Below are 26,097 nucleotides of genomic sequence, written 5' to 3' on the forward strand. Positions count from 1 at the left end.
CTAGCCAGCCTCTTCAGCCATCCGACTCAGTAGGCCCGCGGGCGTCGAGTGGCTGGGCTCGGTACGTCTTATAGATCTGCTGGACTTGCGGGTTGTCCATGTTCGCGTATGTGATGTCTTCCTTGTCCAGGCCATCCAGGCCTCTGATACCACTGATGGTTTCTGGCCACTCGTCACGACTGGATATATCGACTACAAACGGGGTGAGGTAGTTATCGAGATGTCTCTCGCGAGGCTCTCGGATCTCGTCGCTGAGTGCCCGCAGGTAGTCGTCTTTGTTTGTCCTTGACCATGCGATGGCGAACTCGGCTCGATAACAGAGTTCCATGAAGACTAATAGAATCGTGCGCCCATTGCCGTCCAGGAAGGGGTGTGCGAAAGCCAGCTGGCCCATCACACCGCCGGGATGGGCTCTGAAGCGTTTCTTGTCAGCTGCTAGTTTAAGCGCATAGTTGACAGACATTTTGATGGAGTCTGGGCGCTCGAAGACGGTGCTGCGGGGATCGTCGAGGGAACCCTTGAAGACTGCCAGGTGGGGGACAAGCTCGTTCCGATCTTTTCCTGCCCAGTGATAGAAGCCGGAGAACAGGATCTCGTGAACTTTGAGGACTGTCTTGTAATCGATTGGCTTCTTCTTTGCCAAATAGGCAAGCGCATCTTCGATACTCAATTCGAACGAAAGATGCTCTGACTCTTTTACTTCAGTGGGATCTTTCAGTTGCAGCGAGTTTTGAAGATATCCAGCAGTATCAAAGTCGCCGAATGGATCAAAAGTCATGCGCTACGTTTCTGTGCGCGCCTTTCCTGAAGATAGCGCCCTTGAAGCGCCAGGATTTCAGACTTGCTCAGAACGCCTTTTCTCTTGAGATTGACGAGCAACTGTTCGATGCCATCCAACTCGACGGCATCGCCAGCCAAATGGGTAATGCTCACTGCCATATGACTCATGCCGTCACGTCCAGCAGTGACCTTGTTTTCTTTAGCAAGCTTACGGACTTGGCTTGCAACACTGGCTGTTTGGGTCATAGGAAAGCCCTCTATTTGCCGACAAATCATAGCAGGGCGCTTGCTTCCTGTCGTTGCTGGCTCAGTCGGACGGGGGCAAGCTCCCTCACCACAATGGGGTTGTGGTGATTCAGTTGGATCGGGGTGGATTCATCGCGGGCAAGCCCGCTCCCACAGGGATCGCCTAAATCCTGTGGGAGCGTGGCTTGCCCGCGATGCTTTTTAAGCCTGGCTGAATTGCGAAGCCAGTTCGCGCAACAGGACTTCAGCCTCAAGCACTTTGCTGACGACGTCGTTGGCTTTGTCGCGGGTCAGGCCGACGCGCTCCAGCAACGCATCCGGGATGTCTTCATCCGGGCCGGAGCCGATGCCGCGGCTGCGCAGCAGGCGTACGGCCAGGCAGACGAGGTTCGGGTATTCGGCGTAATCGCCGTCGTAGCTTGGGTCGTGCTGGAAGCGCAGGGCGGTGGCCAGTTCTTCGGGCATGTCCCAGAAGCGCATCAGCCATGCGCCGATCTGTTCGCGGCTGATGCCCAGCAGGTGTTGTTCCACGTAGCTGTGGCACAGGTGCGGGTTGACTTCCAGGTGGCGGCAGATCAGCGAGAAGTGCGGCGGGAACACGTGGGCCAGAAGCAAGTAACCGAAGTTGTGCAGCAAGCCGGCGAGGTAGGTCAGGCCGGCTTCCGGGCGCTGGGCGCGGGGCATGGCGCGGGTCAGGCCTTCGATGACGGCGGCGGTGTAGATCGATTGCTGCCAGTACGGCGTGGTGTGTTGCGGGTGGTCTTTGGGCAGGCTCAGAGTTTTGCCCAGGGCCAGGCCCAGCGCCAGGTTGATCACCAGGTCGAAACCCAATACCCGGACGATGGCGTCTTCCACTGAACGAATCTTGCCCGGTGAGGCATAGTACGGCGACGCTGCCCAGCTGACGACTTGTGCGGCCAGGGCCGGGTCGGTTTCGACCACGCCGGTGATGTCGTCGATAGTGGCGTTGGGGTCGACGCGCAGTTTGATGATTTTCTGCGCGGTTTCGGCCAGCGGCGGAATCTCGATGGTTTCTTCCAGGCGTTGCTGGATGCGTCGCGCGGTGAACGCTTGCACGGCCTGGGTGATTTCCTCGCGGTCATCATCCGGGCGGTCGAGGTTCGGGCGGATGCGGTTCACGGCTTCGCCGAAATTGCCGGCGCTGGCCTTGGTGAGCATGGTTTTGAAAGCGTCGCTGGAGATTTCCAGCAGTACGCCCGGCTCGCCCGAGTTGATCAGCAACGTCGGTTCACGCAGCAGGCTTTCTTCATACAGGCACGGCGAGCTGGTGAGCGCCGGCAGGCCGGGCAGCAGGCTCAGGCTGTGTTTGCCGAGCATTTTTACCAGGCGGTCGGTGGATACGGCGGTCAACCGGCGGCCGGTGAGTTCGGCGAGGCGGTTGAGGTCCAGCAATTGGCTCTGGGGGAACAGCACCATGAGCGCACCGACGGCATCGTCCAGCAAAACTGCCTGCACTTTGCGTGCGGCGTTCAGGCCGTGATGGTCGAGGACTTCTTCGTAAGCGATGCCCAGCTTGCCGAGCAGCAGCCGAATAACAGACGGAGCGTGCGGGGTTTCGGGGGCGAGGGCAGCTTCTGTCATGGTCTGTATCCGTTTGCAAACAATTGCAGGAGTATAACCAGCTTGTTTAACGCCAGGGTCCAGAAACTGCGACAGTGCTCACACTTGGCCGTATTGCTGCCCATGGCGTAGCCAGCGGTCGAGCAGCGGGCTGACGTGATCCGGCCAGCGCTCGAGCAACGCCTGAGCGGCGTCACGTACGGCGGGCAATAAATCGGCGTCGCGCATCAGATCGGCGACCTTGAATTGCAGCAGGCCGGTCTGGCGGGTGCCGAGCATTTCGCCGGGGCCGCGCAGTTCGAGGTCTTTTTCGGCGATGACAAAACCGTCGTTGGTTTCGCGCATGATGCCCAGGCGCTGACGGCCGATCTGCGACAGCGGCGGATGGTAAAGCAGCACGCAATGACTGACGGCGCTGCCCCGGCCGACACGGCCACGCAGTTGGTGCAGCTGCGCGAGGCCGAGGCGTTCGGGGTTTTCGATGATCATCAGGCTGGCGTTGGGCACGTCGACGCCGACTTCGATCACGGTGGTGGCGACCAGCAGTTGCAGGTTGCCGGCCTTGAACTCGGCCATCACCGCAGCTTTCTCGGCGGGCTTCATGCGGCCGTGGATCAAACCGACTTTCAACTCGCCGAGGGCGGCGGTGAGGTCTTCATAAGTGGTTTCGGCGGCCTGGCAGGTCAGCTCTTCCGACTCTTCGATCAGCGTGCATACCCAATAAGCCTGACGCCCTTCGGCACAAGCGCCGCGCACTCGCTCGATCACTTCGACGCGACGGGTGTCGGTGATCAGCACGGTGTTTACGGGCGTACGGCCGGGCGGCAGTTCGTCGAGGATCGAGGTGTCGAGGTCGGCGTAGGCGCTCATGGCCAGCGTCCGGGGGATTGGCGTGGCGGTCATGATCAGCTGGTGCGGACACATCCGCCCGCCGACGCCTTTCTGCCGCAATGCCAGACGCTGCTGCACGCCGAAGCGGTGTTGTTCGTCGATGATCGCCAGCGCCAGGTTCTTGAACTGCACCTCTTCCTGAAACAGCGCGTGGGTGCCGACCACCATTGGCGTGCCGTTGACGATTTGCTCCAGCGCGGCGACACGATTTTTACCCTTGAGCTTGCCGGCCAGCCACGCGACTTCAATGCCCAGCGGTTCGAGCCAGCGTTTGAAGGTAATGAAGTGCTGCTCGGCGAGAATCTCTGTGGGCGCCATCAGTGCGACTTGGTAACCGGCCTCAAGCGCTTGCAGTGCGGCGAGGGCAGCGACAACGGTTTTGCCGGCGCCGACGTCGCCCTGGATCAGCCGTAGCATCGGCTCGTGCTGACTGAGGTCGTAAGCGATTTCGTTGCCGACCCGTTGTTGGGCACCCGTCGGGGTGAAACCGAGGTTGGCCAAATACTGTTGTGGCAGCTTGGTGGCTTTTGGCATCGACGGCGCACGCAGGGCACGCATGCTCTCGCGCAGGCGCTGCTGGGACAATTGATGGGTCAGCAGTTCTTCGAAGGCCAAACGGTGTTGGGCCCAGTGATGACCGAGGGCGAGTTCGTCGACATCGGCATCGGCGGGCGGGTGATGCAGGTAACGGATCGCATCGGCCAGCGGCGCCAGTTGATAGTCCCGGGCCAGTTCTTTTGGTAGCCAGTCGGGCAGGCTGCTGGGGCCGAGCAGGGTCAGGGTTTGCATGCACAACTGGCGCAAGCGCTGTTGAGTCAGGCCTTCGGTGAGCGGGTAAACTGGGGTCAGGGTTTCGTCCACCGGCGGCGGCTCGTCGCCGGTGATGGCGCGGTATTCCGGGTGGTAGATCTCCAGCCCCGAGGCACCGGGCCGCGCTTCGCCGTAGCAGCGAATGCGTGTGCCGCGTTTGAGGCCTTCTTTCTGGGCGTTGCTGAAATGGTAGAAGCGCAGGCTGAGCCCGCCGGTGCCGTCCTGCAGGCGGACAACCAGGCTACGGCGTCGGCCCATGACCACGTCGGCGCCGCTGACGGTGCCTTCGATCACCGCATCCTGCCCCGGTCGCAAATGGCCGATCGGGACCACGCGGGTGCGGTCCTGATAACGCAGCGGCAGGTGGAACAGCACGTCCTGGAGATTCTCCAGGCCGACCTTGGCCAGTTTCTCGGCCATGGCTTCGCCGACACCCTTGAGTGCCGTCACCGACACTTGCGACAACTCGGTCATGGCAGCGACTTAACCGGCCACCACCGGCGCTGGCGGCTTGGCCACCGAGCACAGGCGAATGGAGTCGGCGAGGATTTCAATCGCCTTCGGCCGCGGAAAGCTCGCGCGCCAGGCGATGGCCACGGTGCGAAACGGCACCGGCGCGCTCAGTGGGCGCACTTCGATCACGCCTGGGGCGTAGTGATGGCTGTCGACTGCCGACAGCGGCAGGATCGAAATGCCCAGGCCGGAGGCAACCATGTGGCGGATGGTTTCCAGCGAGCTGGATTCCACCGTGGTGTGCTTGGCGCCGTCGTTGCCTTTGGTCAGGGTCGGGCAGGCTTCCAGTACTTGATCGCGGAAGCAGTGACCTTCGCCGAGCAGCAGCAGGCTCTTGTCGTTGAGCAGGGCGGCGTCGATGGACTCTTTTTGAGTCCACGCATGCTGGGCTGGCATCAGGACGTAGAACGGCTCGTCGTAGAGCTGCAAGGTCAGCACGTCGGCTTCGTTGAACGGCAGGGCGATGATGATCGCGTCGAGCTCGCCGTTGCGCAGTTTGTCGCGCAGCACGTGGGTGAAGTTTTCTTCGATGTACAACGGCATCTGCGGGGCGACCCGGTGCAGTTGTGGAATCAGGTGCGGGAACAGGTATGGGCCGACAGTGTAGATTGCGCCAACTTTCAGCGGTGCGGTCAGCTGGTTCTTGCCGGCCTGGGCCAGTTCGCGGATGCCCTGGGCCTGCTCGAGAACTTTCTGCGCCTGGGCAACAATGCCTTCGCCGACCGGAGTCAGGCGCACGGCGCTCTTGCTGCGCTCGAAAATCAGCACACCGAGTTCGTCTTCAAGCTTTTTCACGCCCACCGACAGGGTTGGCTGGCTGACGTGGCAACGCTCGGCCGCATGACCGAAGTGCTGCTCTTGGGCGAGGGTAACGATGTAGCGTAATTCTGTCAGAGTCATAGCAAGCGTCCATGAAGTTGCGAGCCAAGCATACCGGCTGCAATCGATAGACGCACGTTATCAGACTGAGTGTGCTGAGTGACACAGGGCAATGCGGATTTGCCGTTGCCAGATATGCAAAAGGCACCTTTCGAGTGCCTTTCATAGGTTTTGTAGCCGCCGAAGAACCTGTGGGAGCGGGCTTGCTCGCGAAAGCGGTGTGACAGTCAACTCAGATGTTGAATGTGATGGCCTCTTCGCGAGCAAGCCCGCTCCCACATTGGATCTGTGGTGCTTTTAGCGGCGACGTTCCAGCGAGTAAACAAACGGTGCAACGATCTCGATGGAGCCGTTATTCAGCATATCGGCCGGTGGCTTGGGCAGCGGTTGGGCGCGGCGGATCATTTCCAGGGTGGCCCGGTCCAGATCGGCGTTACCAGAGCGCCCTACCAGTTCGAACGACAACACGTTGCCTTCAGCATCCACCACAAAGCGCAGACGGTTCAAACCTTCCTTGCCCCGCGCCTGTGCACTGGCCGGGTACTTTTTGTACTTGGCCAGATGCGCGAGCAAAGTGCCTTGCCAACTGGCCTTGGCCGCTTGCTGCGCTGGCGATGGACCGGGCGCTGGCTGAGCGGATTTCTCCGTCGGTGCCTGGGTCGGTTGCGCGTCGCTCGGTTTTTCCTCGGAAGGCTTTTCCTTCGGCGGTTCCGGCTTTTTCTCCACAGGCTTGGGCGGTTGAGGCTTGGGCTTGGGTTTGACCGGTTTCGGTACGGCGATTTCGGCCTTCGGCGCTTCAGCCAATTTCGGTATCGGCAGTTCTTCCACCGGGGCCGGTGGCTGTGGCGGCGTGATCACTTTCGGCGGTGCGGGCGGTGGCGGGGCCGGAACCGGCGCCAGTTCGACCATCATCGCTTGCGGCGGCAGCTCGATCGGCGGGCGCGACGTCCAGTTCAGCGCCAGCGCAATGGCCAGCGCATGAACGCCTAGCACCACGGCCAGGCTCCCGCTGTAACGCGTCAGCTTTTGGCGCGTGTTGATCATTTCTTGGCTGCCGTCTCGAGTCCGACCAGGCCGACCTTCAGGTAGCCGGCGGCGCGTAGGGCGTCCATCACGCTCATCAGGTCGCCGTAGTCCACGCCTTTGTCGGCCTGGAAGAAGATCGTCGTGTCTTTCTTGCCCTGGGTCTTGGCGTCGAGTGCGGCGCCGAGGGTCTCGGCCTTCACTTCGTCTTCGCCGAGGAACAGGCGCTGGTCAGCTTTCACGCTGAGGAACACCGGTTTCTCTGGCCGAGGTGCAGGTTTGGCGGTAGAGGCGGGCAGGTCGACCTTGATGTCCACGGTGGCCAGCGGCGCCGCCACCATGAAGATGATCAACAGCACCAGCATCACGTCGATGAACGGCGTGACGTTGATTTCGTGGTTCTCGGCCAGATCGTCGTCTGCGCCTTCTTTCAAATGCAGGCCCATGGCCGATTACCCCACTTTCACCATGTGCGGTTGCGAGCTGCGCTGCTCGGTCGGCAGGTGGTCGAGATCACGGCTGACCAGCAGCAGGACTTCTGCCGAGGCGTCGGATACTTGTGCCTTGTAACCGGCAATGGAGCGGGCGAAGACGTTGTAGATGACCACCGCAGGAATCGCTGCAACCAGGCCCAGCGCGGTTGCCAGCAAGGCTTCGGCGATGCCGGGGGCTACGACAGCGAGGTTGGTGGTCTGGGTTTTGGCAATGCCGATGAAGCTGTTCATGATGCCCCACACGGTACCGAACAGGCCGACGAACGGCGCGGTGGAACCGATGGTGGCGAGTACGCCGGTGCCGCTGCTCATGTTGCGACCGCAGGCAGCGACAAGGCGCTCCAGGCGGAAGCTCACACGTTCCTTGATGCCTTCCTTCTCGCGGCTGTTGGCCGACAGGCGCATTTCTTCCAGCGCGTCGTGGACCAGCAGGTGGGCGAGGGTGCCTTCTTTGGCGGCCGTTGCGCTGGCTTCTTTAAGGGTGGCGGCTTTTTTCAGGTGGACGATTTCAGCGCGCAGACGACGCTTGGCGCCCATCAGCTCGAAGCCCTTGGCGATCCAGATGGTCCAGGTGATGATCGAAGCGATGGCCAAACCGATCATCACGATCTTCACGATGATGTCGGCGTTCTGGTACATACCCCACGGCGACAAGTCATGGGCCATGCCCAGCGTGTTGTCGGCTTCGAGGACTTCCGGCACGTCAGCGGCGTCCACGGCCTGGACCGGATCGGTCGCGGCAGGTGTCGCGGCAGGCGCGGCCGGTGTTTGAGCGGCAGCAGGCTGGGTGGCCGGCGCTTGTGCATCGGCGAAGGCAGCGGTCGGCGCCAGCGTCAGGCTGAGCAGCAGGGCGGCCATCGCGCTCCAGGCGCGAGGTCGTTTGGTTGGCGAAGCGGGGAATTGATTGGGTGTCATGCTGGCCGGACCTGAAAGGAAAAAACGGTAAATGTTCTTCCAGGCCTCGTGAGGCCGAGAACAAAAGTGGCGGGCATTATTGCAAGTAATTCTTGTTAACAAAAGTAATAGAGTATCTTTTTTTCCTTCATTGCTAGCCGCTGGTCCCTTGCCGGCGCTAGTCTGTGACTTTCCGATGGGAGTTTTCTGATGTCCGCGCCTTCTGTTTTGATCGCCGGTTGCGGTGATGTCGGCAGTCGTCTGGCTACGCAATTATTGGCTCGTGGGTGGGAGGTTCACGGCTTGCGGCGTGATGTCTCACGTCTGCCACAGGGCGTGATCGGCGTTGCCGGTGACCTGTTCAATAAAGACTGCCCGGCGACCTGGCCAATCGGTGCAGTGGATTACCTGGTGTATTGCGCGGCGGCTACCGATCACGATGAGGCGGGTTACCGCGCCGCTTATGTGCAGGGTTTGCAGCACGTGCTGGAATGGCTGAGCGATTATGGGCAAGTACCCAATCGACTACTGTTCGTTTCCAGCAGCAGCGTTTACGGCCAGCAGGATGGCGAGTGGGTCGATGAAACATCGCCGACGGTGGCGGGCGGCTATTCGGGTCGTTTAATGCTCGAAGCCGAGCAGGTGGCGCTCAATAGCGGCATCCCGACCAGCACCGTGCGCCTGACCGGCATTTATGGTCCGGGCCGCGAATGGCTGCTGACCCAGGTCCGTCGCGGCTATCGCGTGGCGATCGATCCACCGTTGTACGCCAACCGCATTCACGTCGACGATGCGGCGGGGTTGCTGGCGTTTCTGCTTGAGGCGGATCGGCGTGGGGTGGCGCTGGATGATTGTTACATCGGCGTCGATGATGCGCCCGCGCCGTTGGCCGAGGTGGTGGGTTGGTTGCGTGAGTATCTGGGAGTGACCGAATGGGCCGAGGACGCCAGTGTGCGTCGTGCCGGCAGCAAGCGTTGCAGCAATGCCCGGGCGAAGGCGTTGGGCTGGGCGCCGAAATATCCGAGTTTTCGCGAAGGGTATGCCGCGATCCTCGAAGGCCGCTGCTGAAATCCAGTTACACACAACAACTGTGGGAGCGGGCTTGCTCGCGAAGGCGTCATAACAGTCAACATCATCGCTGAATGTCAGACCGCTTTCGCGAGCAAGCCCGCTCCCACATTTAGACCGCGCGTCGGTTTAGATTCGGGTTATTGTTTTTCCAGCAACCATTTGCGATCACCCGGCGTAAACGAAGGCATCTCGTCCGCCAGTGCCGTATTCACTGTCTGGAAAATCTCCAGTTCCTTGCCCTTGCGCGCAAAGATCCAGGTATTGCCTTGGCCGTTCACCTGCAGCCAGATGTTGTCGTTGCCGCCACTCATCGACGCGCAATCGCCCGCCAGGCACAGGGCATAACGATCCGCACCGGGCAGGCCGGCGACCTGGCCATCGGCCTGGAATTTCACGGTGTTGCCTTCGCCGGGGCCGCTGACGATTTTCCAGCTGCCGCCCATATAAGCCGAATACAGTGCCCGCTCGAAACTCGCGCCAATCGGTGCGCCTTCGGGTACCGGGACCGCTGCACGGTCGAAGACTTGCTCCGGCTCGTTGTCGTTGGCGGCCTGGCTCAGTTGCTTGCCATCACGCTTCAGCTCGCTGGCGGAACTACCATAAAAGTCGACTTTCCAGGCGCCGGACTCCTCGCCCAGCAACTTGCCTTCGACGTTTTCAAAACCATTGGTGTAGCGGGCCTGACCGGCTCGGGTGTTGATGTCCCATTCCAGGTTTGGGCCATAGGCCTGGAGCGCTTCGCGCAGGGGGCCGCCCTTGGATGCAGCATCGATCGCCGACTGATTGATCCAGGTGCCGCTGATATCACGATCGGCAGGATCGCTGGCACAACCGCCCAAGAGAAGGGCGACCAGCGAGAGAGCTAGCGCTTGGCGCATGGTGGAATCCTTTCAAAGCAAGATCGGCGCAGCCTTTAGAAAGCTGCGCCGGACACGTTACTCGATGACCAGAATGGCATCCATTTCAACCTGCGAACCCTTTGGCAGGGCTGCTACGCCGATGGCGGCGCGGGCTGGGTAAGGTTGCTCGAAGTACTTGCCCATGATCTCGTTGACCTTGGCGAAGTGGCTCAGGTCGGTGAGGAAGATGTTCAGTTTGACGATGTCCTTGAACGAACCACCGGCCGCTTCAGCCACGGCTTTGAGGTTCTCGAACACCTGGACGGTCTGGGCTTCGAAGCCTTCGACCAGTTCCATGGTTTTTGGGTCCAGAGGAATCTGACCCGACATGTAAACGGTGTTGCCAGCCTTGATCGCCTGGGAATAAGTACCGATGGCGGCCGGGGCCTTGTCGCTGTTGATAACGGTCTTGGTCATGTATGACTCCTTGTAAGGGATGGGCTACGCGCGCATGCGGGTGATGCGGATGACCCCGGTCAGGGCGCGCAGTTTCTTGATCACGCGGGCCAGGTGCACGCGGTCGTGCACGCTGACCACCAGTTGGACCACGCTGATACGACCGTCGCGTTCGTCCATGCTGATTTTTTCGATATTGCCGTCGGCCGCGTTGACGCTGCTGGCCAGCAGGGCGATCAGGCCACGCTGGTGTTCCAGTTCGACGCGCAGCTCGACGTTGAATTCGCCGGTGACATCCTTGGCCCACGAGAGCTGGATGCATTTTTCCGGGTTGTGGCGGATTTCGCTGATGTTGCGGCAGTTGTCCAGGTGCACGACCATGCCTTTGCCCGCAGACAGATGGCCGACAATCGGGTCGCCTGGGATCGGCGTGCAGCACTTGGCGTAACTGAGCACCAGACCTTCGGTGCCGCGAATCGCCAGCGGGCCTTCCGGGCTCGGCAGCTGTTCACCTTCGCCCAGCAGGCGGCGGGCAACCACGTAAGCCATGCGATTGCCCAGGCCAATGTCTTCGAGCAGGTCTTCGATCAGTTCGAGGCGGTATTCGTGGAGCATCAACTGCACGCGCTCGGCCGGGATTTTTTCCAGGGAGCTGTCGAAACCGTTGAGTACCTTGTTCAGCAGGCGTTCGCCGAGGCTGATGGACTCGGACCGGCGCTGAAGTTTCAGCGCATGGCGGATGTGCGTCCGCGCCTTGCCGGTGACCACGAAGTTGAGCCATGCCGGATTCGGTCGCGCACCGGGGGCGCTAACGATCTCGACTGTGGAGCCGCTTTGCAGCGGTTCGGACAGCGGTGCGAGACGACGATTGATCCGGCAGGCAATGCAGCTGTTGCCCACGTCGGTGTGCACCGCGTAAGCGAAATCGACCGCCGTGGAGCCTTTGGGCAGCTCCATGATCCGGCCTTTGGGCGTGAACACGTAGACCTCGTCCGGGAACAGGTCGATCTTCACGCTCTCGATGAATTCCAGCGAGTTGCCGGCCCGTTGCTGCATTTCCAGCACGCCTTTGACCCACTGGCGGGCACGGGCATGAGTGCCTTTGGGCTGCTCGTCGCCACTGGATTTGTACAGCCAATGGGCGGCGATGCCGTTGTTGGCCATCTCTTCCATTTCACGGGTGCGGATCTGGATTTCGATCGGTACACCGTGCATGCCGAACAGTGTGGTGTGCAGCGACTGGTAGCCGTTGGCCTTGGGGATCGCGATGTAATCCTTGAAGCGCCCCGGCAACGGTTTGTACAAATTGTGCACGGCGCCCAGCACGCGGTAGCAAGTATCGACCTTGTCGACGATGATACGGAACGCGTACACGTCCATGATCTCGTTGAAGGCCCGACGCTTGCCGCGCATCTTCTTGTAGATGCCGTAGAGGTGTTTCTGACGACCGCTGACCTCACCCTGAATGCCGTCGATGGCCAGGCAGTGGCTGAGGGATTCTTCGATCTTGTTGACGATTTCCTTGCGGTTGCCCCGGGCGCGTTTGACCGCCTGGTTGATCCGCGCGGAACGCATCGGGTGCATGGCCTTGAAACCGAGGTCTTCGAACTCTATGCGAATGGCGTGCATGCCCAGTCGGTTGGCGATGGGCGCATAGATTTCCAGGGTTTCCTTGGCGATCCGCCGGCGCTTTTCGCCGGACAGTACTTCCAGGGTGCGCATGTTGTGCAGGCGGTCGGCCAGTTTGACCAGGATCACGCGAATATCGCGCGCCATGGCCATGGCCATTTTCTGGAAGTTTTCGGCTTGGGCTTCGGCTTTGGTCTCGAAGTTCATCTGGGTCAGTTTGCTGACCCCGTCGACCAGTTCGGCCACGGTTTCGCCGAACTGCGCTTGCAGCGCTTCCTTGGCAATACCGGTGTCTTCGATCACGTCATGCAGCATGGCCGCCATCAGGCTCTGATGGTCCATGTGCATGTCGGCAAGAATATTCGCCACTGCAAGAGGATGCGTGACGTACGCCTCACCGCTACGGCGGCGTTGGCCATCGTGGGCTTGTTCGGCGTAGAAGTACGCTCGGCGGACCAGGTTGACCTGGTCCTTGCCGAGGTAGGTCGATAAGCGATCGGCGAGGGCGTCTATGCTCGGCATGATGATTCCTGCCGTTCGTTGTGACTCCGCGCCGTGCTACGTCGACCGGGCATGGCCTTATACTGCCTCGTTGGACTCGTCCTCGAACGCTGCGAACAGCGGTTCGTCTTCGACGATTTCAGCGTTGGCGATGAACTCGTAGCTCATCAGGCCTTCAGCGATTTCACGCAGTGCTACAACAGTAGGCTTGTCGTTTTCCCACTGAACCAGGGGCTCTTTGCCGCCGGTGGCCAGTTGACGGGCACGCTTGGTAGAGAGCATGACCAGCTCAAAGCGGTTTTCCACGTGTTCTAGGCAGTCTTCAACGGTTACGCGGGCCATGGTATTCCTCGGAGCGAATGCAATATGCGCGCTGCCCGGTTGGGCGAGCGGACTCAACAGTTTAAAAAATCACCAGCGATTAGGGAAGCGCTGATTTTTTGACCAGGCCCTTCAACGCGCTATAAGTGCCAATGTAAAGCCCTTGCAGCGCTTTTGGGAAGGGCTGTTTAGTCGAGCAATTCAGCCAACAATTTACCGTGACGCTGCTGCTGACGCTTCTGATGCAGCTGATTGGCGCGGAAAATTGCCTGCAAATCGCGCAGCGCGTGGGCGAAATCGTCGTTGATGATCAGGTAGTCGTAGTCGACGTAGTGGCTCATTTCGCTGACGGCTTCACGCATCCGGCCTTCGATGACCTCGTTGCTGTCCTGGCCGCGATTGTTCAGGCGCTGACGCAAGGCTTCCAGCGACGGCGGCAGAATGAAGATCGAGCGGGCCTGGGGCATCAACTTGCGCACTTGTTCTGCGCCCTGCCAGTCGATTTCCAGAATCAGGTCGTGGCCTTCATCCAGTGTCTGCTGCAGGTGGCTTTGCGAGGTGCCATAGAGATTGCCGAACACTTCGGCGCGCTCGAGGAAATCCCCGTGCTCGATCATCTTCACGAACTCGCTGCGTTCGACGAAGTGGTAGTTCACGCCGTTGACTTCACCGGGGCGCATGGCGCGGGTGGTGTGGGAGACCGAGACACGGATGTCCTGGTCGGCGTCGGTCAGGGCTTTGACCAGACTGCTCTTGCCCGCGCCCGAAGGGGCGGAAATGATGTACAGGGTGCCGGTGCTGTGGGTCATGTCGGGTTTGCCTTACTCAATATTCTGCACTTGTTCGCGCATCTGCTCGATCAACACTTTGAGGTTGACCGCCGCCTGGGTGCTGCGCGGGTCGAAGGCTTTGGAGCCCAGTGTGTTGGCTTCGCGGTTGAGTTCCTGCATCAGGAAGTCCAGGCGCCGACCGGCAGCGCCGCCGGACTTGAGCACCCGGCGAACTTCAATGATGTGAGTGCTCAGGCGATCCAGTTCTTCGGCGACGTCGCTCTTTTGCGCGAGCATGACCATTTCCTGCTCCAGTCGCTGCGGGTCGAGGTCGGCCTTCATGTCGGTGAAGCGGTCGAGTACTTTCTGGCGCTGGGTGGCGAGCATCAGCGGGACCAGTTCGCGCAGGATCACCACATCCCCTTCAATAGAGGTCAGGCGCTCGTCGATCAATCGCGCCAGCTCAGTGCCTTCGCGCTCGCGACCGGCCTTGAGTTCCTTCAGGCCCTGGTGAAATAGCGCCAGGGCTTCGGCATTCAGTGCTTGCGGGTCGGCGGCGTCGGCCACCAGTACACCGGGCCAGGCCAGGACTTCCAGCGGGTTCAGCGCGGCCGGATGCTTGATCAGGCTGGCGACTGTCTCGGCGGCAGCGACCAATTGCGCGGCGCGTTCACGGTCCACTTGCAGCGGTTTGCCAGTGCTTTCTTCGGTAAAGCGCAGGGTGCATTCGAGCTTGCCCCGGGACAATCCCTGACGCAGGGCTTCGCGGACCGCGCCTTCGAGGTCGCGGAAAGACTCCGGCAGACGCAAGTGGGGTTCCAGGTAGCGGCTGTTGACCGAGCGCAATTCCCAGCTCAGGGTGCCCTGGATGCCGGCTTTCTCTACGCGGGCGAAGGCGGTCATGCTGTGCACCATGGAGGTACCTCGCAATGCAGGTCGGCGCGTAACCCATGGTTTGGCGGACCCGCTATCTGTGAATTAAAGCCGACAGGCAGCAAAGGCGCAGGATTGTAGCGCAGTGGGGCGGATGCGCCCAAACACACGCTGTGACAAAGAGCTGCAGGCCGTCGGCTAAGCTCTATTCAAGGGCTTTAATCGTCGGGCGATTTTTTTAGAAGTGCCCACTGGCGGCCCACGGCTCTATAATGCTCGGCAGTTTTCCGTCCTCCGTACAGGTAATCCCTATGAAACGTCCAAGTGGTCGCGCTGCCGATCAGCTCCGCTCGATCCGCATTACCCGCAACTACACCAAACACGCCGAGGGGTCTGTACTGGTCGAGTTCGGTGATACCAAAGTCATCTGCACCGTCAGTGTCGAGAACGGCGTGCCGCGTTTCCTCAAAGGCCAGGGCCAAGGCTGGTTGACTGCCGAATACGGCATGCTGCCGCGCGCCACCGGCGAGCGTAACCAGCGTGAAGCGAGCCGCGGCAAGCAAGGCGGCCGTACGCTGGAAATCCAGCGTTTGATCGGCCGTTCCCTGCGCGCTGCGCTGGACATGTCCAAACTGGGCGACGTTACCCTGTACGTCGACTGCGACGTGATCCAGGCCGATGGCGGCACCCGCACCGCGTCCATCACCGGTGCGATGGTTGCACTGATCGATGCCTTGAAAGTGATCAAGAAGCGTGGCGGCCTCAAAGGTGGCGACCCGCTCAAGCAAATGATCGCTGCCGTTTCGGTGGGCATGTACCAAGGCGAGCCTGTGCTTGACCTCGACTACCTGGAAGATTCGGCTGCCGAAACTGACCTCAACGTGGTGATGACCAGCACTGGCGGCTTTATCGAAGTTCAGGGCACTGCCGAAGGCGCACCGTTCCAGCCGGAAGAACTGAACGCGATGCTGGCACTGGCGAAAAAAGGCATGATCGAGATTTTCGAACTGCAGAAGGCTGCACTGGCCGACTGATCGGACCCGCTCCACGCAAGGAGGACGCCATGAGTGACGAGCAACTGCCGCTACCCACACCGAGCCGAGAGGCTCGTCAGTGGGCGATGTTTTGTCACCTGTCCGCCTTGCTGGGGATCTGGCTGCCGTTCGGCACGCTGATCGGGCCGCTGATTCTCTGGCAGATGAAACGCGAGTCCGACCCGTTCATCGACGCGCAAGGCAAGGAGGCGCTGAACTTTCAGATCACCGTCGCCATAGCTTCCGCCATCTGCTTCCTGCTGATGCTGGTGATTATCGGGTTCTTCCTGTTTGGTCTGGTCGCGATCGGTGCGCTGGTGCTGACCATTATTGCGGGCGTGAAAGCCAATGAAGGGTTCCCTTACCGGTATCCATTCACCTGGCGCCTGGTGAAATAAACGGCGACACCAATCCCCTGTGGGAGCGGGCTTGCTCGCGAATGCGGTGGGTCAGTCAACTTCAATGTTGAATGTTAAGCCGTCTTCGCGAGCAAGCCCGTTCCCACATTGAGTAATCATTGCCCACAAAAAAGCCGACAGTGAAGTCGGCTTTTTTGCGTCTGCGAAAAGACGCTTAGATTGTCAGCGTCCAGTCGTAGTCCACGATCAGCGGCGCGTGTTGCGAGAACCGCGGCTGGCGTGGCAAACGTGCGCTGCGTACGAAGCGGCGCAGGCCAGGGGTCAGCAGCTGGTAGTCGAAACGCCAGCCCAGGTTGAGCATCTCGGCCTGTTCGTTATCCGGCCACCAGCTGTACTGGTCGCCTTCACGGCTGACTTCGCGCAGGGCGTCGACATAGCCCATGTTGCCGACAATCTCGTCCATCCAGGCACGTTCCGGCGCCAGGAAGCCCGGGGATTGCTGGCTGTCGCGCCAGTTCTTGATATCCAGCTTCTGTTGCGCCACGTAGAGCGAGCCACAGTAAATGTACTCGCGACGTTTGCGCCGCTGTTTATCCAGATAACGGGCGAAATCGTCCATTAGCTTGAACTTCTGGTTCAAATCTTCATCGCCGTTCTGCCCCGAAGGGAGCAGCAAGGTCGCGATGCTGACCTTGTCGAAATCGGCTTGCAGGTAACGCCCGTAGCGGTCGGCTGTCTCGAAACCGAGACCGCTGATGACTGCCTTCGGTTGCAACCGCGAGTACAAAGCCACGCCACCTTGGGCGGGAACTTCAGCTTCGCAGGCATAAAGGAAGTAGCCATCCAGTTGGAAGGCTGGATCGTCCAGTTCAAAGGCGGAGGCACGGGTGTCCTGCAGGCAGATGACGTCGGCATTCTGTGCTTGCAGCCAACTGAGCAAACCACGCTCGACTGCCGCCTGAATACCATTGACGTTCACACTGATGATCCGCATAAGTGGCCCCAAAAATCGCGTGCGGGTATGATACACGGCGTCTACCTAATTAGCTAAATCCGTGGTATTTGGGGTTTTTTTCATGCAAGCGTATCAGCGCGACTTCATTCGTTTTGCCATTGATCGTGGCGTTTTGCGCTTCGGTGAGTTCACCCTGAAGTCCGGACGCACCAGTCCTTACTTCTTCAATGCCGGCCTGTTCAACTCGGGTTCTGCCCTGGCGCAGCTGGGTCGTTTCTATGCGGCAGCCATCGTCGAGAGCGGTATTTCGTTCGACGTGCTGTTCGGCCCGGCCTACAAAGGCATTCCTTTGGCCGCGACTACCGCGGTGGCATTGGCCGAGCATCACAACCGTGACCTGCCCTGGTGCTTCAACCGCAAGGAGGCCAAGGCCCACGGCGAGGGCGGCAGCCTGGTTGGCGCACCGCTGACGGGCGAAGTGTTGATCATCGACGACGTGATCACCGCTGGCACCGCCATCCGCGAAGTGATGCAGATCATCGCTTCCCAGGACGGCGCCAAGGCCGCCGGCGTGCTGATCGCCCTGAACCGTCAGGAGCGTGGCAACGGCGAGTTGTCGGCGATCCAGGAAGTGGAGCGCGATTTCGGCATTCCGGTGATCAGCATTGTTTCGCTGAATCAGGTGCTCGAGTTCCTGGCGGATGATCCGCAGCTCAAGCAACACCTGCCAGCAGTTGAGGCCTACCGCGCACAATTCGGCGTCTAACCACAATTCCTTGTGGGAGCGGGCTTGTGTGGCGAGGGAGCTTGCTCCCGCTGGGCTGCGTAGCAGACCCAAGGATTTTGTGAGTGCTACGCACTCAAGCGGGAGCAAGCTCCCTCGCCACAAAAGGTGGATTGTCACAGGGATTGCAGGCAAAAAAAGACCCCGCTCAGCCAGGCTGAGCGGGGTCTTTTTGTTTGTGTGGCTTAGTGACGCTTGCGATTACTGATCAGCGTACCCACACCCGTATCGGTGAAGATTTCCAGCAGAATCGCGTTTGGCACCCGACCATCGATGATCAACGAGCTGCCCACACCGCCTTGTACCGCTTCCAGCGCGCAACGGATCTTCGGCAGCATGCCACCGTAGATAGTGCCGTCGGCGATCAGGTCATCGACCTGTTGGGTCGTCAGGCCGGTCAGAACCGTGCCCGATTTGTCCATCAGGCCGGCGATGTTGGTCAGCAGCATCAGCTTTTCAGCCTTCAGCGCTTCGGCCACTTTCCCGGCCACCAGGTCGGCGTTGATGTTGTATGACTCTCCGTTGGCGCCGACGCCAATTGGCGCGATCACCGGGATGAAGTCGCCTTTGACCAGCAGGTTCAACAGGTCGGTGTTGATCCCGACCACTTCGCCAACGTGGCCGATGTCGATGATTTCCGGCTGGGTCATTTCCGGCGTCTGACGGGTGACGGTGAGCTTTTTCGCGCGAATCAGCTCGGCATCTTTACCGGTCAGGCCGATGGCGCTGCCGCCATGACGGTTGATCAGGTTGACGATGTCTTTGTTAACCTGACCGCCGAGGACCATTTCCACCACGTCCATGGTCTGCGCGTCAGTCACGCGCATGCCATCGATGAAGTGGCTCTCGATCGACAGACGCTTGAGCAGGTCGCCGATTTGCGGGCCGCCACCGTGAACCACGACCGGATTGATGCCCACGGCTTTCATCAGCACGATGTCGCGGGCGAAGCCGGTTTTCAGCTCCTCGCTTTCCATCGCGTTGCCGCCGTATTTGATCACCAGCGTCTTGCCGACATAGCGGCGAATGTAAGGCAGCGCTTCGGACAGGACCTTGGCGGTGTTGGCGGCGGCTTCGCGTTCGAGGGTCATTCAGGGCTCCGGGTGTTTCTATAGATCAAAACGGTAATTGGAGATCAGGTGCAACGCGCTTCAGCTGGACGTGGAACACATCCTTGATGCGCTGCAGTTCAGCCTCGTCATCGGCCTCGAAGCGCAGTACCAGCACCGGTGTGGTGTTGGAAGCGCGAACCAGGCCCCAGCCTTTGGCATAGTCGACTCGCACGCCGTCAATGGTGGTCAGGTCGGCGCCTTCGCCCCATTGCGCATCGTGCAATGCATCAATGATGCTGAATTTGCTCTCTTCGGTCACATGGATATTGATCTCTGGCGTAGAAATATCGTTCGGGAAGGTCGCGAACAACTCTTCCGCGGTGGATTTTTCCTTGCTGAGGATCTCCAGCAGCCGTGCGGCGGCGTAAATGCCGTCGTCGAAACCGAACCAGCGCTCCTTGAAGAAGATGTGCCCGCTCATTTCGCCGGCCAACAGGGCACCGGACTGTTTCATTTTCTTTTTGATCAGCGAGTGACCGGTTTTCCACATCAGCGGCCGACCACCGTATTCCTTGATCAGCGGGATCAGGCGGCGGGTGCATTTGACGTCGAAGATGATTTCCGCGTTCGGGTTGCGCGCCACGACGTCGCGGGCGAACAGCATCAACAGGCGATCAGGGAAGACGATGCTGCCGGTGTTGGTGACAACACCCACACGGTCGCCGTCGCCGTCGAAAGCCAGGCCCAGGTCGGCGTTGGTTTCCTTGACCTTGGCAATTAGGTCGACCAGGTTTTCAGGCTTGCCCGGGTCCGGGTGGTGGTTCGGGAAGTTGCCGTCGACTTCGCAGAACAGCGGGATGACTTCGCAGTTCAGGGCTTCGATCAGCTGCGGAGCGATCACGCCGGCCGCGCCATTACCGCAATCGACCACCACTTTCAGGCGGCGGGCCAATTTGATGTCCTGGACGATTTCGGTGTTGTAACGGTCGAGGATCTCGACCTGGGTGATGCTGCCTTTGCCGCTGCTCAGATTGTTGGTCTTGAGGCGTTCGTGCAGGGCCTGGATCTGTTCGTTGGCCAGCGTGTCGCCAGCAATGACGATCTTGAAGCCGTTGTAGTTCGACGGGTTGTGGCTGCCGGTGAGCATCACGCCGGATTTGCCAGCCAGTACGTTGGCGGCGTAGTACAGCGCAGGGGTTGGCACCAGGCCGACGTCGCTGACGTGGCAACCGCTGTCGGCCAGGCCCTGGATCAGTTGTTCCACCAGTTCCGGGCCGGACAGGCGACCGTCACGGCCGACGGACACATTGGGTTCGTTCTGGGCCAGGCTTTGGGAGCCGATGGCGCGACCAAGCCAATAAGCTGTTTCAGCGTTCAAGAATTCCGGGACAGTGCCACGAATGTCGTAGGCGCGGAAGATGCTGTCGGGGAACGTGGGTGCGACTTGGGCTGGGGTGCTCATTTCTGGAAATGCTCCATCTCTAAAGTGGCTGGACAAGCCTGCGAAAAACTCGTGGGCTGGCTCAAACTGAAGGGTATGACGGCGTTTTCGGCAGAGAGTTCGTGGTGTGTAAAGGCCATGCCATCAGCATCGGCGAGCAATTGGCCGGCCAATGCCTTGATTTCCAGTGGTAAACCTTCCAGATGACGTCTTTGCAATTTTCATCCTTAAAATGCAGAGGGCAGGCCAGGCCGGGCAGCATTCCCGGCCTGAATGCCGAGGGTCAGTGGCTGCCTGAGTGTCCGAAACCGCCGGTGCCGCGCTGGGTTTCGACGAACTCTTCGACCATTTCAAAATGCGCTTGGACGACCGGTACCAGCACCAATTGTGCCAGGCGTTCGCCTACCACCATGTTGAAATCGGTCTGGCCACGGTTCCAGCAGGACACCATCAGCGGGCCCTGGTAATCGGAGTCGATGAGGCCGACCAGGTTGCCCAGCACAATGCCGTGCTTATGGCCTAGGCCCGAGCGCGGCAGAATCAGCGCGGCCAAACCGGGATCGCCAATGTAGACAGACAGGCCAGTCGGAATCAGCAGGGTTTCGCCCGGCTTGATGACGGTGTCTTTTTCCAGCATGGCGCGCAGGTCGAGGCCGGCGGAGCCTGGCGTGGCGTACTGTGGCAGCGGGAATTCAGTCCCGATGCGGGGGTCGAGGATCTTGGCTTGCAAAGCGTGCATGTAAATTAAACCTGGTTCAGACGTTCGGCGATAAAAGTGATCAGCTGGCGAGCAATCTTGCTCTTGCTGGTCTGGGCGAAGAGTGTGGCGTGCAGCTCACGGTCGATCACGCTGCAGGCGTTTTCTTCGCTGTTGAAGCCAATACTCGGGTTCGCGACGTCATTGGCGACGATCAGATCGAGGTTCTTGTCTTTCAACTTGCGTGCAGCGTAATCGAGCAAGTGTTCGGTTTCGGCGGCGAAGCCGACGCTGAACGGACGGTCGGGACGGGTGGCGATGGTGGCCAGGATGTCCGGGTTGCGCACCATCTGCAGCAACAAGCCGTCGCCGTTCGTAGGGTCTTTCTTGAGTTTCTGTGGGGCGACGACTTCTGGGCGGTAGTCCGCGACCGCAGCCGAGGCGATGAACAGGTCGCAAGGGATCGCCGCTTCGCAGGCGGCGAGCATGTCGCGGGCACTGACCACGTCGATGCGCGTGACGCGATCCGGGGTCGGCAGATGCACGGGACCGGTGATCAGGGTCACGCGGGCGCCGGCTTCTACCGCGGCTTCGGCCAGGGCAAAGCCCATTTTCCCGGAGCTGTGGTTGGTGATGTAGCGCACCGGGTCGATGTTTTCCTGGGTCGGGCCGGCGGTGATCAGCACGTGTTTGCCGGTCAGCGCCTGGCGCTGGAAGCAGTCTGCCGCGCATTGGGCGAGGTCGGTGGCTTCGAGCATGCGGCCCATGCCGACGTCGCCGCAGGCCTGGCTGCCGGACGCCGGGCCGAAGACTTTGAAGTTGCGGCTTTCGAGGGTTTGCAGATTGGTCTGGGTCGCCGGGTCACGCCACATGGCCTGGTTCATCGCCGGGGCAACCGCGACCACCGCGTCGGTGGCCAGCACCAGTGTGGTCAGCAGGTCATCGGCGATGCCCTGGGCCAGCCGGGCGATCAGGTCCGCGGTAGCGGGGGCGATCAGCACGAGGTCGGCCCATTTGGCCAGCTCGATGTGGCCCATCGCGGCTTCGGCCGCCGGGTCCAGCAAATCGAGATGGACCGGATGCCCGGACAAGGCCTGCATGGTCAGCGGGGTAATGAATTCGCTGCCGCCACGGGTCATGACCACGCGCACTTCGGCGCCCTGGTCGATCAGGCGGCGAACCAGCTCGGCGCTCTTGTAGGCAGCAATACCGCCGCCGACGCCCAGAACGATGCGTTTCCGATACAGCCGCTGCATAGGTCTGCCTTTCATTTCGTTGATGACTGCATGGCGATACCCCCTCCCCAGGAGTGAAATCGCCCGCAAAAAAGATGGGCTACGATATCACAGCGACCGCTACGGAACAGCGGCGCCCACAGACATGGAGGTGTTATGAGCATTCGCGATTGGCCGGCAGCCGAGCGGCCGCGGGAGAGGTTGCTGGAGTTAGGCTCGGCGAGTCTTTCGGACGCCGAACTGCTGGCGATTTTTTTGCGTACCGGCGTATCCGGCAAAAGTGCGGTAGATCTGGCGCGACACTTGTTGATTCAGTTTGGTGGCCTGCGTTCGCTACTGGAGGCTGATCAAAAAACATTCAGCAAACAATTAGGGCTCGGACCCGCGAAATTCGCTCAGTTGCAGGCCGTTCAGGAAATGGGCAGGCGGCATTTGGCTGAACGCTCGCGCTACAAGTCGGCGTTGGAAAATCCGCAGGCTGTGCGTGATTATTTGAAGTCGATGCTCCGCCATGAGCCCCACGAGGTGTTTGGCTGCCTGTTTCTGGACTCCAAGCACCGGGTATTGGCGTTCGAAGCGCTGTTCCGCGGCTCCATCGACAACACCAGCGTCTATCCACGGCAGGTGGTCAAACGCGCTCTGGCCCATAACGCCGCAGCGCTGATCCTGTGCCATAACCATCCGTCGGGTAACCCCGACCCCAGTCAGGCCGACCGAATGCTGACCAAACGCCTGCAAGAGGCGCTGGACCTGATCGATGTGCGGGTGCTCGACCATTTCATCGTCGGTGACGGCGATCCGCTGTCCATGGCCGAGTATGGGTGGATGTGAGAGGAGGCCGGAAGAATACGAAACCAATGTGGGAGCGGGCTTGCTCGCGAAGGCGTCGTGTCAGTCGATATCAATGTTTACTGATAGGCCGCTTTCGCGAGCAAGCCCGCTCCCACAGGTTTTGTGGTGACGCTAATTACTTGAGGTTAACCTTCGAGTAATCCTGCCGGCCAAACGGACTGACCTGATAGCCCTCGACATCCTTGCGCGTCAACGCAAACGCAGTCGGATGCGCCAGTGGCAGCCACAACGCCTGTTGCTGGATCTGCGCCTGGGCCTGTTCGTAGAGCTTGGTGCGCACACCTTGTTCGCCGGTGGTCTTGCCGGCGCTGATCAGTTTATCCAGATCCTGGTTGCAGTAGCGGGCGAAGTTGGTGCCGGATTTGACCCCGGCGCAGGAAAACTGCGGCGTGAGGAAGTTATCCGGGTCGCCGTTGTCGCCAGCCCAGCCCATGAATAGCAGGTCGTGCTCGCCGGCCTTGGCGCGGCGAATCAGCTCGCCCCATTCGATCACGCGAATTTCGGCCTGGATGCCGATTTCCGCCAGATCGGACTGCAGCATCTGCGCGCCGAGGCTCGGATTTGGATTTAGCAGGCTGCCGGAAGGGCGGGTCCAGATGGTGGTCTGGAAACCATTCTTGAGCCCGGCCTTGGCCATCAGCGCACGGGCCTTTTCGACGTCATGCGAATAGCCCGGCAAGCCTTTGGCGTAACTCCAGGTATTGGGCGGGTATGGGCCGTTGGCGGGTTCGGCGGTGTCTTCGAACACGGCTTTGACATAGTTGGCCTTGTCGAACGCGAGATTGATCGCCTGGCGCACTTCAGGTTTATCCAGCGGCGGATGCTGGCTGTTGATGCCGACGAATGCGGTCATGAAGGCGTCAGTCTTTTCGACTTTCAGGGTGGGTTCTTTCTGCGCGGCCCGTACGTCCAGAGGCTTGGGTGACAAGGCGATCTGGCACTCGTTGCGACGCAATTTCTGCAAGCGCACGTTGGCATCCGGGGTAATGGCGAAGATCAGCGGGTCCACCGACGGCTTGCCACGGAAGTAATCCGGGTTGGCCTTGTAGCGAATCGAGGCATCTTTCTGGAAGCGCGTGAAGATAAACGGGCCGCTGCCGATCGGCTGGCTGTTGAGTTTCTCCGGGGTGCCGGCCTTCAGCAGTTTGTCGGCGTATTCGGCTGAATAGATCGAGGCGAAGCCCATGCTCAGGGTGGGCAGGAAAGTCGAGTCCGGGTGGTCGAGGGTGAAGCGGATGGTAAGCGGGTCCAATGCGTCGATCTTCTTGATCAGCGCGGGTAACTGCATCGATTGGGCGTGCGGGAAACCGCTCTGGGCGACTTTGTGCCATGGGTTCGCCGGGTCGAGCATGCGGTCGAAGCTGAACTTCACGTCTTCGGCGGTCAGTTCACGCGTGGGGCTGAAGTACTCGGTGCGGTGAAATTTCACCTGCGGATGCAGTTTGAAGACGTAGGTCAGGCCATCAGGCGTGACTTCCCAGCTGTCCGCCAGGCTGGCGACCACTTTGCCGCTGGCCGTGTCGAAGTCCACCAAGCGGTCCATCAGCACGTCAGCCGAGGCGTTGGTGGTGGTCAGCGAATTGTATTGCACCACATCGAACCCTTCCGGGCTGGCTTCGGTGCACACGCTCAGGGCGGCAGCCATAGCCTGTGGGCTCAGTAGAAGCGGGGCGAGCAGCAGCGGTAGGGCAGCGAGGCGCATGGTCGGATTCCTTTACAGATCGAAGGCCCATCTGCAAGTGCAGTCTGGAAAAGGCTTACCCTAGTGGGCTCTTTTGCAAATGACTATCCCCTTTTTCATTTTAAGGGGACTATGTGCGCTTGTTTCGGTGATGCGGACCGAGGAAAAACCGGAATCGGTCGGGTGGCCGATTTTCTGCGACGAGCGGTCTTGATCGGCGACAGCCTTTATCCAAGGCGCCCGGTGACCGAAAAATGGGGAATTTATTAAGTCCGCGCACACGGAATGTTGTTGCTCTCCAGTCTTTCTGGTATAAAGCAGCGCTCTTTTCTAGGGGCCCGGTTCCTTCACTGTAGGTGTAGCCGGTAAGACCTCTAAAGAAACGCGGCGCCTGGCGCCAAATGACTGAGAGATTAAGCGGCCAACCCATGCCGGGTTGGGCATGTGGTTTTAGAGGGCTGAGGCATGTCGAGAGTATGTCAAGTTACCGGTAAGGGTCCGGTGACTGGGAATAACATTTCCCACGCAAACAACAAAACCCGTCGTCGTTTCCTGCCGAACCTGCAGCATCACCGCTTCTGGGTTGAAGAAGAGAAACGTTTCGTGCGTCTGCGCGTATCTGCCAAAGGCATGCGTATCATCGACAAGCGTGGCATCACTGTCGTGCTGGCCGAAATCCGCAAAGCTGGCAAGATCTAAGGGAGCTAATCATGCGTGAATTGATTCGTTTGATTTCGAGCGCCGGTACTGGTCACTTCTACACTACCGACAAGAACAAGCGCACTACTCCGGACAAAATCGAGATCAAGAAATTTGATCCGGTTGTTCGCAAGCACGTGATCTACAAGGAAGGCAAAATCAAGTAATTGATTTTTCCCGACTTACGAAAAAGGCCCGTATCGCGAGATACGGGCCTTTTTTGTGTCTGTCTATTTTGTATTGCCTGGACCGGCCCCTTCGCGAGCAAGCCCGCTCCCACATTGGATTTGTGAACGACGCAGATCAAATGTGGGAGCGGGCTTGCTCGCGAAGGGGGCGGCCGGGGCAGCACAACTCCTCAAGCCTTCTGTTCAAACACCACGTAGATCTTGCGGCAAGGCTCCAGCACTTCCCAAGTCCCACGAAAGCCTGCCGGGATCACGAAGCGATCACCTACACGCAAGGTCTTGGCATTGCCATCGTCGTCGCGCAGCACTGAAACCCCCTGAACGATTTCGCAGTATTCGTGCTCGGTGTAGTTCACTAGCCACTGGCCGACTTCGCCTTCCCAAACACCCGCACTCATTTGGCCGCACGGGCTATTGTAGTGGTTGTACACCGCTTGCTCGGGGTCACCCTTGAGGACTTTTGCAGGGTCGGGCCGATAACGATCGGGCTGGGTGTTGGCCTGGCTGAAATCGACGATATCCTGAATGCTCATGCTGGTATTCCCCCGT

General features: G+C 60.0%; 28 protein-coding genes and 1 pseudogene. 7 read left to right on the top strand and 22 right to left on the bottom strand.

All coding sequences use genetic code 11. The features are described 5' to 3' along the window. Positions 1 to 13 precede the first annotated feature (13 nt). The 8 genes from ABH909_RS04380 to exbB all read right to left on the bottom strand — a co-directional run bounded on the left by ABH909_RS04380 (position 14) and on the right by exbB (position 8,132). Complete coding sequence (locus ABH909_RS04380; protein WP_429430786.1) at positions 14 to 778, bottom strand: Fic family protein; 765 nt, start codon at positions 776 to 778, stop codon at positions 14 to 16. Continuing rightward, complete coding sequence (locus tag ABH909_RS04385) at positions 775 to 1,026, bottom strand: hypothetical protein (RefSeq protein ID WP_429430788.1); 252 nt, start codon at positions 1,024 to 1,026, stop codon at positions 775 to 777. Before ABH909_RS04385 ends, ABH909_RS04380 begins: the two co-directional genes overlap by 4 nt. Before the next feature lie 201 nt (positions 1,027 to 1,227). Beyond that, the gene (locus ABH909_RS04390) at positions 1,228 to 2,628 is read right to left on the bottom strand and encodes an aminoacyl-tRNA deacylase and HDOD domain-containing protein (protein ID WP_429430790.1); all 1,401 of its coding nucleotides are present in this window, start codon (positions 2,626 to 2,628) and stop codon (positions 1,228 to 1,230) included. Between the two features lie 78 nt (positions 2,629 to 2,706). Continuing rightward, positions 2,707 to 4,782 (bottom strand): ATP-dependent DNA helicase RecG, encoded by a 2,076-nt coding sequence (gene recG, locus ABH909_RS04395; protein WP_429430792.1) that lies wholly within the window; start codon positions 4,780 to 4,782, stop codon positions 2,707 to 2,709. A 9-nt stretch (positions 4,783 to 4,791) separates the two neighbouring features. After that, positions 4,792 to 5,721, bottom strand: a complete 930-nt coding sequence (locus tag ABH909_RS04400) for a hydrogen peroxide-inducible genes activator (protein WP_008073417.1) — start codon at positions 5,719 to 5,721, stop codon at positions 4,792 to 4,794. 276 nt (positions 5,722 to 5,997) lie between these two features. Then, positions 5,998 to 6,744 (bottom strand): energy transducer TonB family protein, encoded by a 747-nt coding sequence (locus ABH909_RS04405; protein ID WP_123499437.1) that lies wholly within the window; start codon positions 6,742 to 6,744, stop codon positions 5,998 to 6,000. Beyond that, a complete protein-coding gene (gene exbD / locus ABH909_RS04410; RefSeq protein ID WP_429430795.1) occupies positions 6,741 to 7,169 on the bottom strand; it encodes a TonB system transport protein ExbD in 429 nt (142 codons plus the stop codon). The genes ABH909_RS04405 and exbD overlap by 4 nt, the downstream gene beginning before the upstream one ends. Before the next feature lie 6 nt (positions 7,170 to 7,175). Next, the gene (exbB, locus tag ABH909_RS04415; RefSeq protein ID WP_429430797.1) at positions 7,176 to 8,132 is read right to left on the bottom strand and encodes a tonB-system energizer ExbB; all 957 of its coding nucleotides are present in this window, start codon (positions 8,130 to 8,132) and stop codon (positions 7,176 to 7,178) included. Between the two features lie 189 nt (positions 8,133 to 8,321). Here exbB and ABH909_RS04420 point away from each other — a divergent pair, with 189 nt between their 5' ends. Next, positions 8,322 to 9,179, top strand: coding sequence for an SDR family oxidoreductase (locus ABH909_RS04420; RefSeq protein ID WP_429430799.1), 858 nt, complete (start codon positions 8,322 to 8,324; stop codon positions 9,177 to 9,179). A gap of 140 nt (positions 9,180 to 9,319) precedes the next feature. Here ABH909_RS04420 and ABH909_RS04425 read toward each other — a convergent pair whose 3' ends face one another. The 6 genes from ABH909_RS04425 to ABH909_RS04450 all read right to left on the bottom strand — a co-directional run bounded on the left by ABH909_RS04425 (position 9,320) and on the right by ABH909_RS04450 (position 14,613). Continuing rightward, positions 9,320 to 10,060 (bottom strand): hypothetical protein, encoded by a 741-nt coding sequence (locus ABH909_RS04425; RefSeq protein ID WP_429430801.1) that lies wholly within the window; start codon positions 10,058 to 10,060, stop codon positions 9,320 to 9,322. A gap of 57 nt (positions 10,061 to 10,117) precedes the next feature. After that, positions 10,118 to 10,498: a RidA family protein gene (locus ABH909_RS04430; protein ID WP_095633622.1), complete on the bottom strand. Its 381-nt coding sequence runs from the start codon at positions 10,496 to 10,498 to the stop codon at positions 10,118 to 10,120. Positions 10,499 to 10,522: 24 nt separating this feature from the next. Continuing rightward, positions 10,523 to 12,628, bottom strand: coding sequence for a bifunctional GTP diphosphokinase/guanosine-3',5'-bis pyrophosphate 3'-pyrophosphohydrolase (gene spoT / locus ABH909_RS04435; RefSeq protein WP_007894658.1), 2,106 nt, complete (start codon positions 12,626 to 12,628; stop codon positions 10,523 to 10,525). A 57-nt stretch (positions 12,629 to 12,685) separates the two neighbouring features. Further along, positions 12,686 to 12,949 (bottom strand): DNA-directed RNA polymerase subunit omega, encoded by a 264-nt coding sequence (gene rpoZ, locus ABH909_RS04440; protein ID WP_003177259.1) that lies wholly within the window; start codon positions 12,947 to 12,949, stop codon positions 12,686 to 12,688. Positions 12,950 to 13,116: 167 nt separating this feature from the next. Continuing rightward, entirely contained in the window at positions 13,117 to 13,737 is a 621-nt protein-coding gene (gmk, locus tag ABH909_RS04445; RefSeq protein ID WP_095633621.1) for a guanylate kinase, read from the bottom strand. A gap of 12 nt (positions 13,738 to 13,749) precedes the next feature. Continuing rightward, complete coding sequence (locus tag ABH909_RS04450; protein ID WP_429430804.1) at positions 13,750 to 14,613, bottom strand: YicC/YloC family endoribonuclease; 864 nt, start codon at positions 14,611 to 14,613, stop codon at positions 13,750 to 13,752. 269 nt (positions 14,614 to 14,882) lie between these two features. Here ABH909_RS04450 and rph point away from each other — a divergent pair, with 269 nt between their 5' ends. Together rph and ABH909_RS04460 are read left to right on the top strand one after the other, a co-directional pair. Next, positions 14,883 to 15,605 (top strand): ribonuclease PH, encoded by a 723-nt coding sequence (gene rph / locus ABH909_RS04455; RefSeq protein ID WP_095633619.1) that lies wholly within the window; start codon positions 14,883 to 14,885, stop codon positions 15,603 to 15,605. A gap of 29 nt (positions 15,606 to 15,634) precedes the next feature. Beyond that, positions 15,635 to 16,003, top strand: a complete 369-nt coding sequence (locus ABH909_RS04460) for a DUF4870 domain-containing protein (protein WP_429430807.1) — start codon at positions 15,635 to 15,637, stop codon at positions 16,001 to 16,003. A gap of 175 nt (positions 16,004 to 16,178) precedes the next feature. Here ABH909_RS04460 and ABH909_RS04465 read toward each other — a convergent pair whose 3' ends face one another. Then, complete coding sequence (locus ABH909_RS04465) at positions 16,179 to 16,958, bottom strand: exodeoxyribonuclease III (protein ID WP_007934608.1); 780 nt, start codon at positions 16,956 to 16,958, stop codon at positions 16,179 to 16,181. 82 nt (positions 16,959 to 17,040) lie between these two features. Between ABH909_RS04465 and pyrE the strand changes: the two genes are divergently transcribed. After that, on the top strand, positions 17,041 to 17,685 hold the full coding sequence (gene pyrE / locus ABH909_RS04470; protein WP_150734013.1) for an orotate phosphoribosyltransferase: 645 nt from the start codon (positions 17,041 to 17,043) through the stop codon (positions 17,683 to 17,685). Between the two features lie 203 nt (positions 17,686 to 17,888). On the opposite strand, the gene argB is transcribed toward pyrE, so the two are convergent. From argB to coaBC, 5 genes and pseudogenes are all read right to left on the bottom strand, one after another. Beyond that, on the bottom strand, positions 17,889 to 18,794 hold the full coding sequence (gene argB, locus ABH909_RS04475) for an acetylglutamate kinase (protein ID WP_007894690.1): 906 nt from the start codon (positions 18,792 to 18,794) through the stop codon (positions 17,889 to 17,891). 25 nt (positions 18,795 to 18,819) lie between these two features. Further along, a pseudogene (locus ABH909_RS04480) lies at positions 18,820 to 20,223 on the bottom strand (phosphomannomutase/phosphoglucomutase); the annotation flags it as partial. Further along, entirely contained in the window at positions 20,214 to 20,414 is a 201-nt protein-coding gene (locus ABH909_RS04485; protein WP_063342131.1) for a hypothetical protein, read from the bottom strand. The pseudogene ABH909_RS04480 and the gene ABH909_RS04485, both read right to left, overlap by 10 nt. Before the next feature lie 65 nt (positions 20,415 to 20,479). Continuing rightward, positions 20,480 to 20,935 carry a dUTP diphosphatase gene (gene dut, locus ABH909_RS04490; protein ID WP_007894692.1) on the bottom strand — a complete coding sequence of 152 codons (456 nt, stop codon included), beginning with the start codon at positions 20,933 to 20,935 and terminating at the stop codon, positions 20,480 to 20,482. A gap of 5 nt (positions 20,936 to 20,940) precedes the next feature. Beyond that, positions 20,941 to 22,149 (bottom strand): bifunctional phosphopantothenoylcysteine decarboxylase/phosphopantothenate--cysteine ligase CoaBC, encoded by a 1,209-nt coding sequence (coaBC, locus tag ABH909_RS04495; protein WP_429439747.1) that lies wholly within the window; start codon positions 22,147 to 22,149, stop codon positions 20,941 to 20,943. A 135-nt stretch (positions 22,150 to 22,284) separates the two neighbouring features. Between coaBC and radC the strand changes: the two genes are divergently transcribed. Further along, complete coding sequence (radC, locus tag ABH909_RS04500; RefSeq protein ID WP_429430810.1) at positions 22,285 to 22,959, top strand: RadC family protein; 675 nt, start codon at positions 22,285 to 22,287, stop codon at positions 22,957 to 22,959. 136 nt (positions 22,960 to 23,095) lie between these two features. Here radC and ABH909_RS04505 read toward each other — a convergent pair whose 3' ends face one another. Continuing rightward, positions 23,096 to 24,682 carry an ABC transporter substrate-binding protein gene (locus tag ABH909_RS04505; RefSeq protein WP_429430812.1) on the bottom strand — a complete coding sequence of 529 codons (1,587 nt, stop codon included), beginning with the start codon at positions 24,680 to 24,682 and terminating at the stop codon, positions 23,096 to 23,098. A 444-nt stretch (positions 24,683 to 25,126) separates the two neighbouring features. Between ABH909_RS04505 and rpmB the strand changes: the two genes are divergently transcribed. Together rpmB and rpmG are read left to right on the top strand one after the other, a co-directional pair. After that, the gene (gene rpmB / locus ABH909_RS04510; RefSeq protein ID WP_007894701.1) at positions 25,127 to 25,360 is read left to right on the top strand and encodes a 50S ribosomal protein L28; all 234 of its coding nucleotides are present in this window, start codon (positions 25,127 to 25,129) and stop codon (positions 25,358 to 25,360) included. A gap of 11 nt (positions 25,361 to 25,371) precedes the next feature. Beyond that, complete coding sequence (gene rpmG, locus ABH909_RS04515; RefSeq protein ID WP_007894709.1) at positions 25,372 to 25,527, top strand: 50S ribosomal protein L33; 156 nt, start codon at positions 25,372 to 25,374, stop codon at positions 25,525 to 25,527. Between the two features lie 191 nt (positions 25,528 to 25,718). On the opposite strand, the gene ABH909_RS04520 is transcribed toward rpmG, so the two are convergent. Then, the gene (locus ABH909_RS04520) at positions 25,719 to 26,081 is read right to left on the bottom strand and encodes a cupin domain-containing protein (protein ID WP_429430814.1); all 363 of its coding nucleotides are present in this window, start codon (positions 26,079 to 26,081) and stop codon (positions 25,719 to 25,721) included. Positions 26,082 to 26,097 lie beyond the last annotated feature (16 nt).

Origin of the sequence: Pseudomonas sp. BS3782 TE3695 (assembly GCF_050435305.1) — a bacterium.
Lineage (GTDB): Bacteria > Pseudomonadota > Gammaproteobacteria > Pseudomonadales > Pseudomonadaceae > Aquipseudomonas.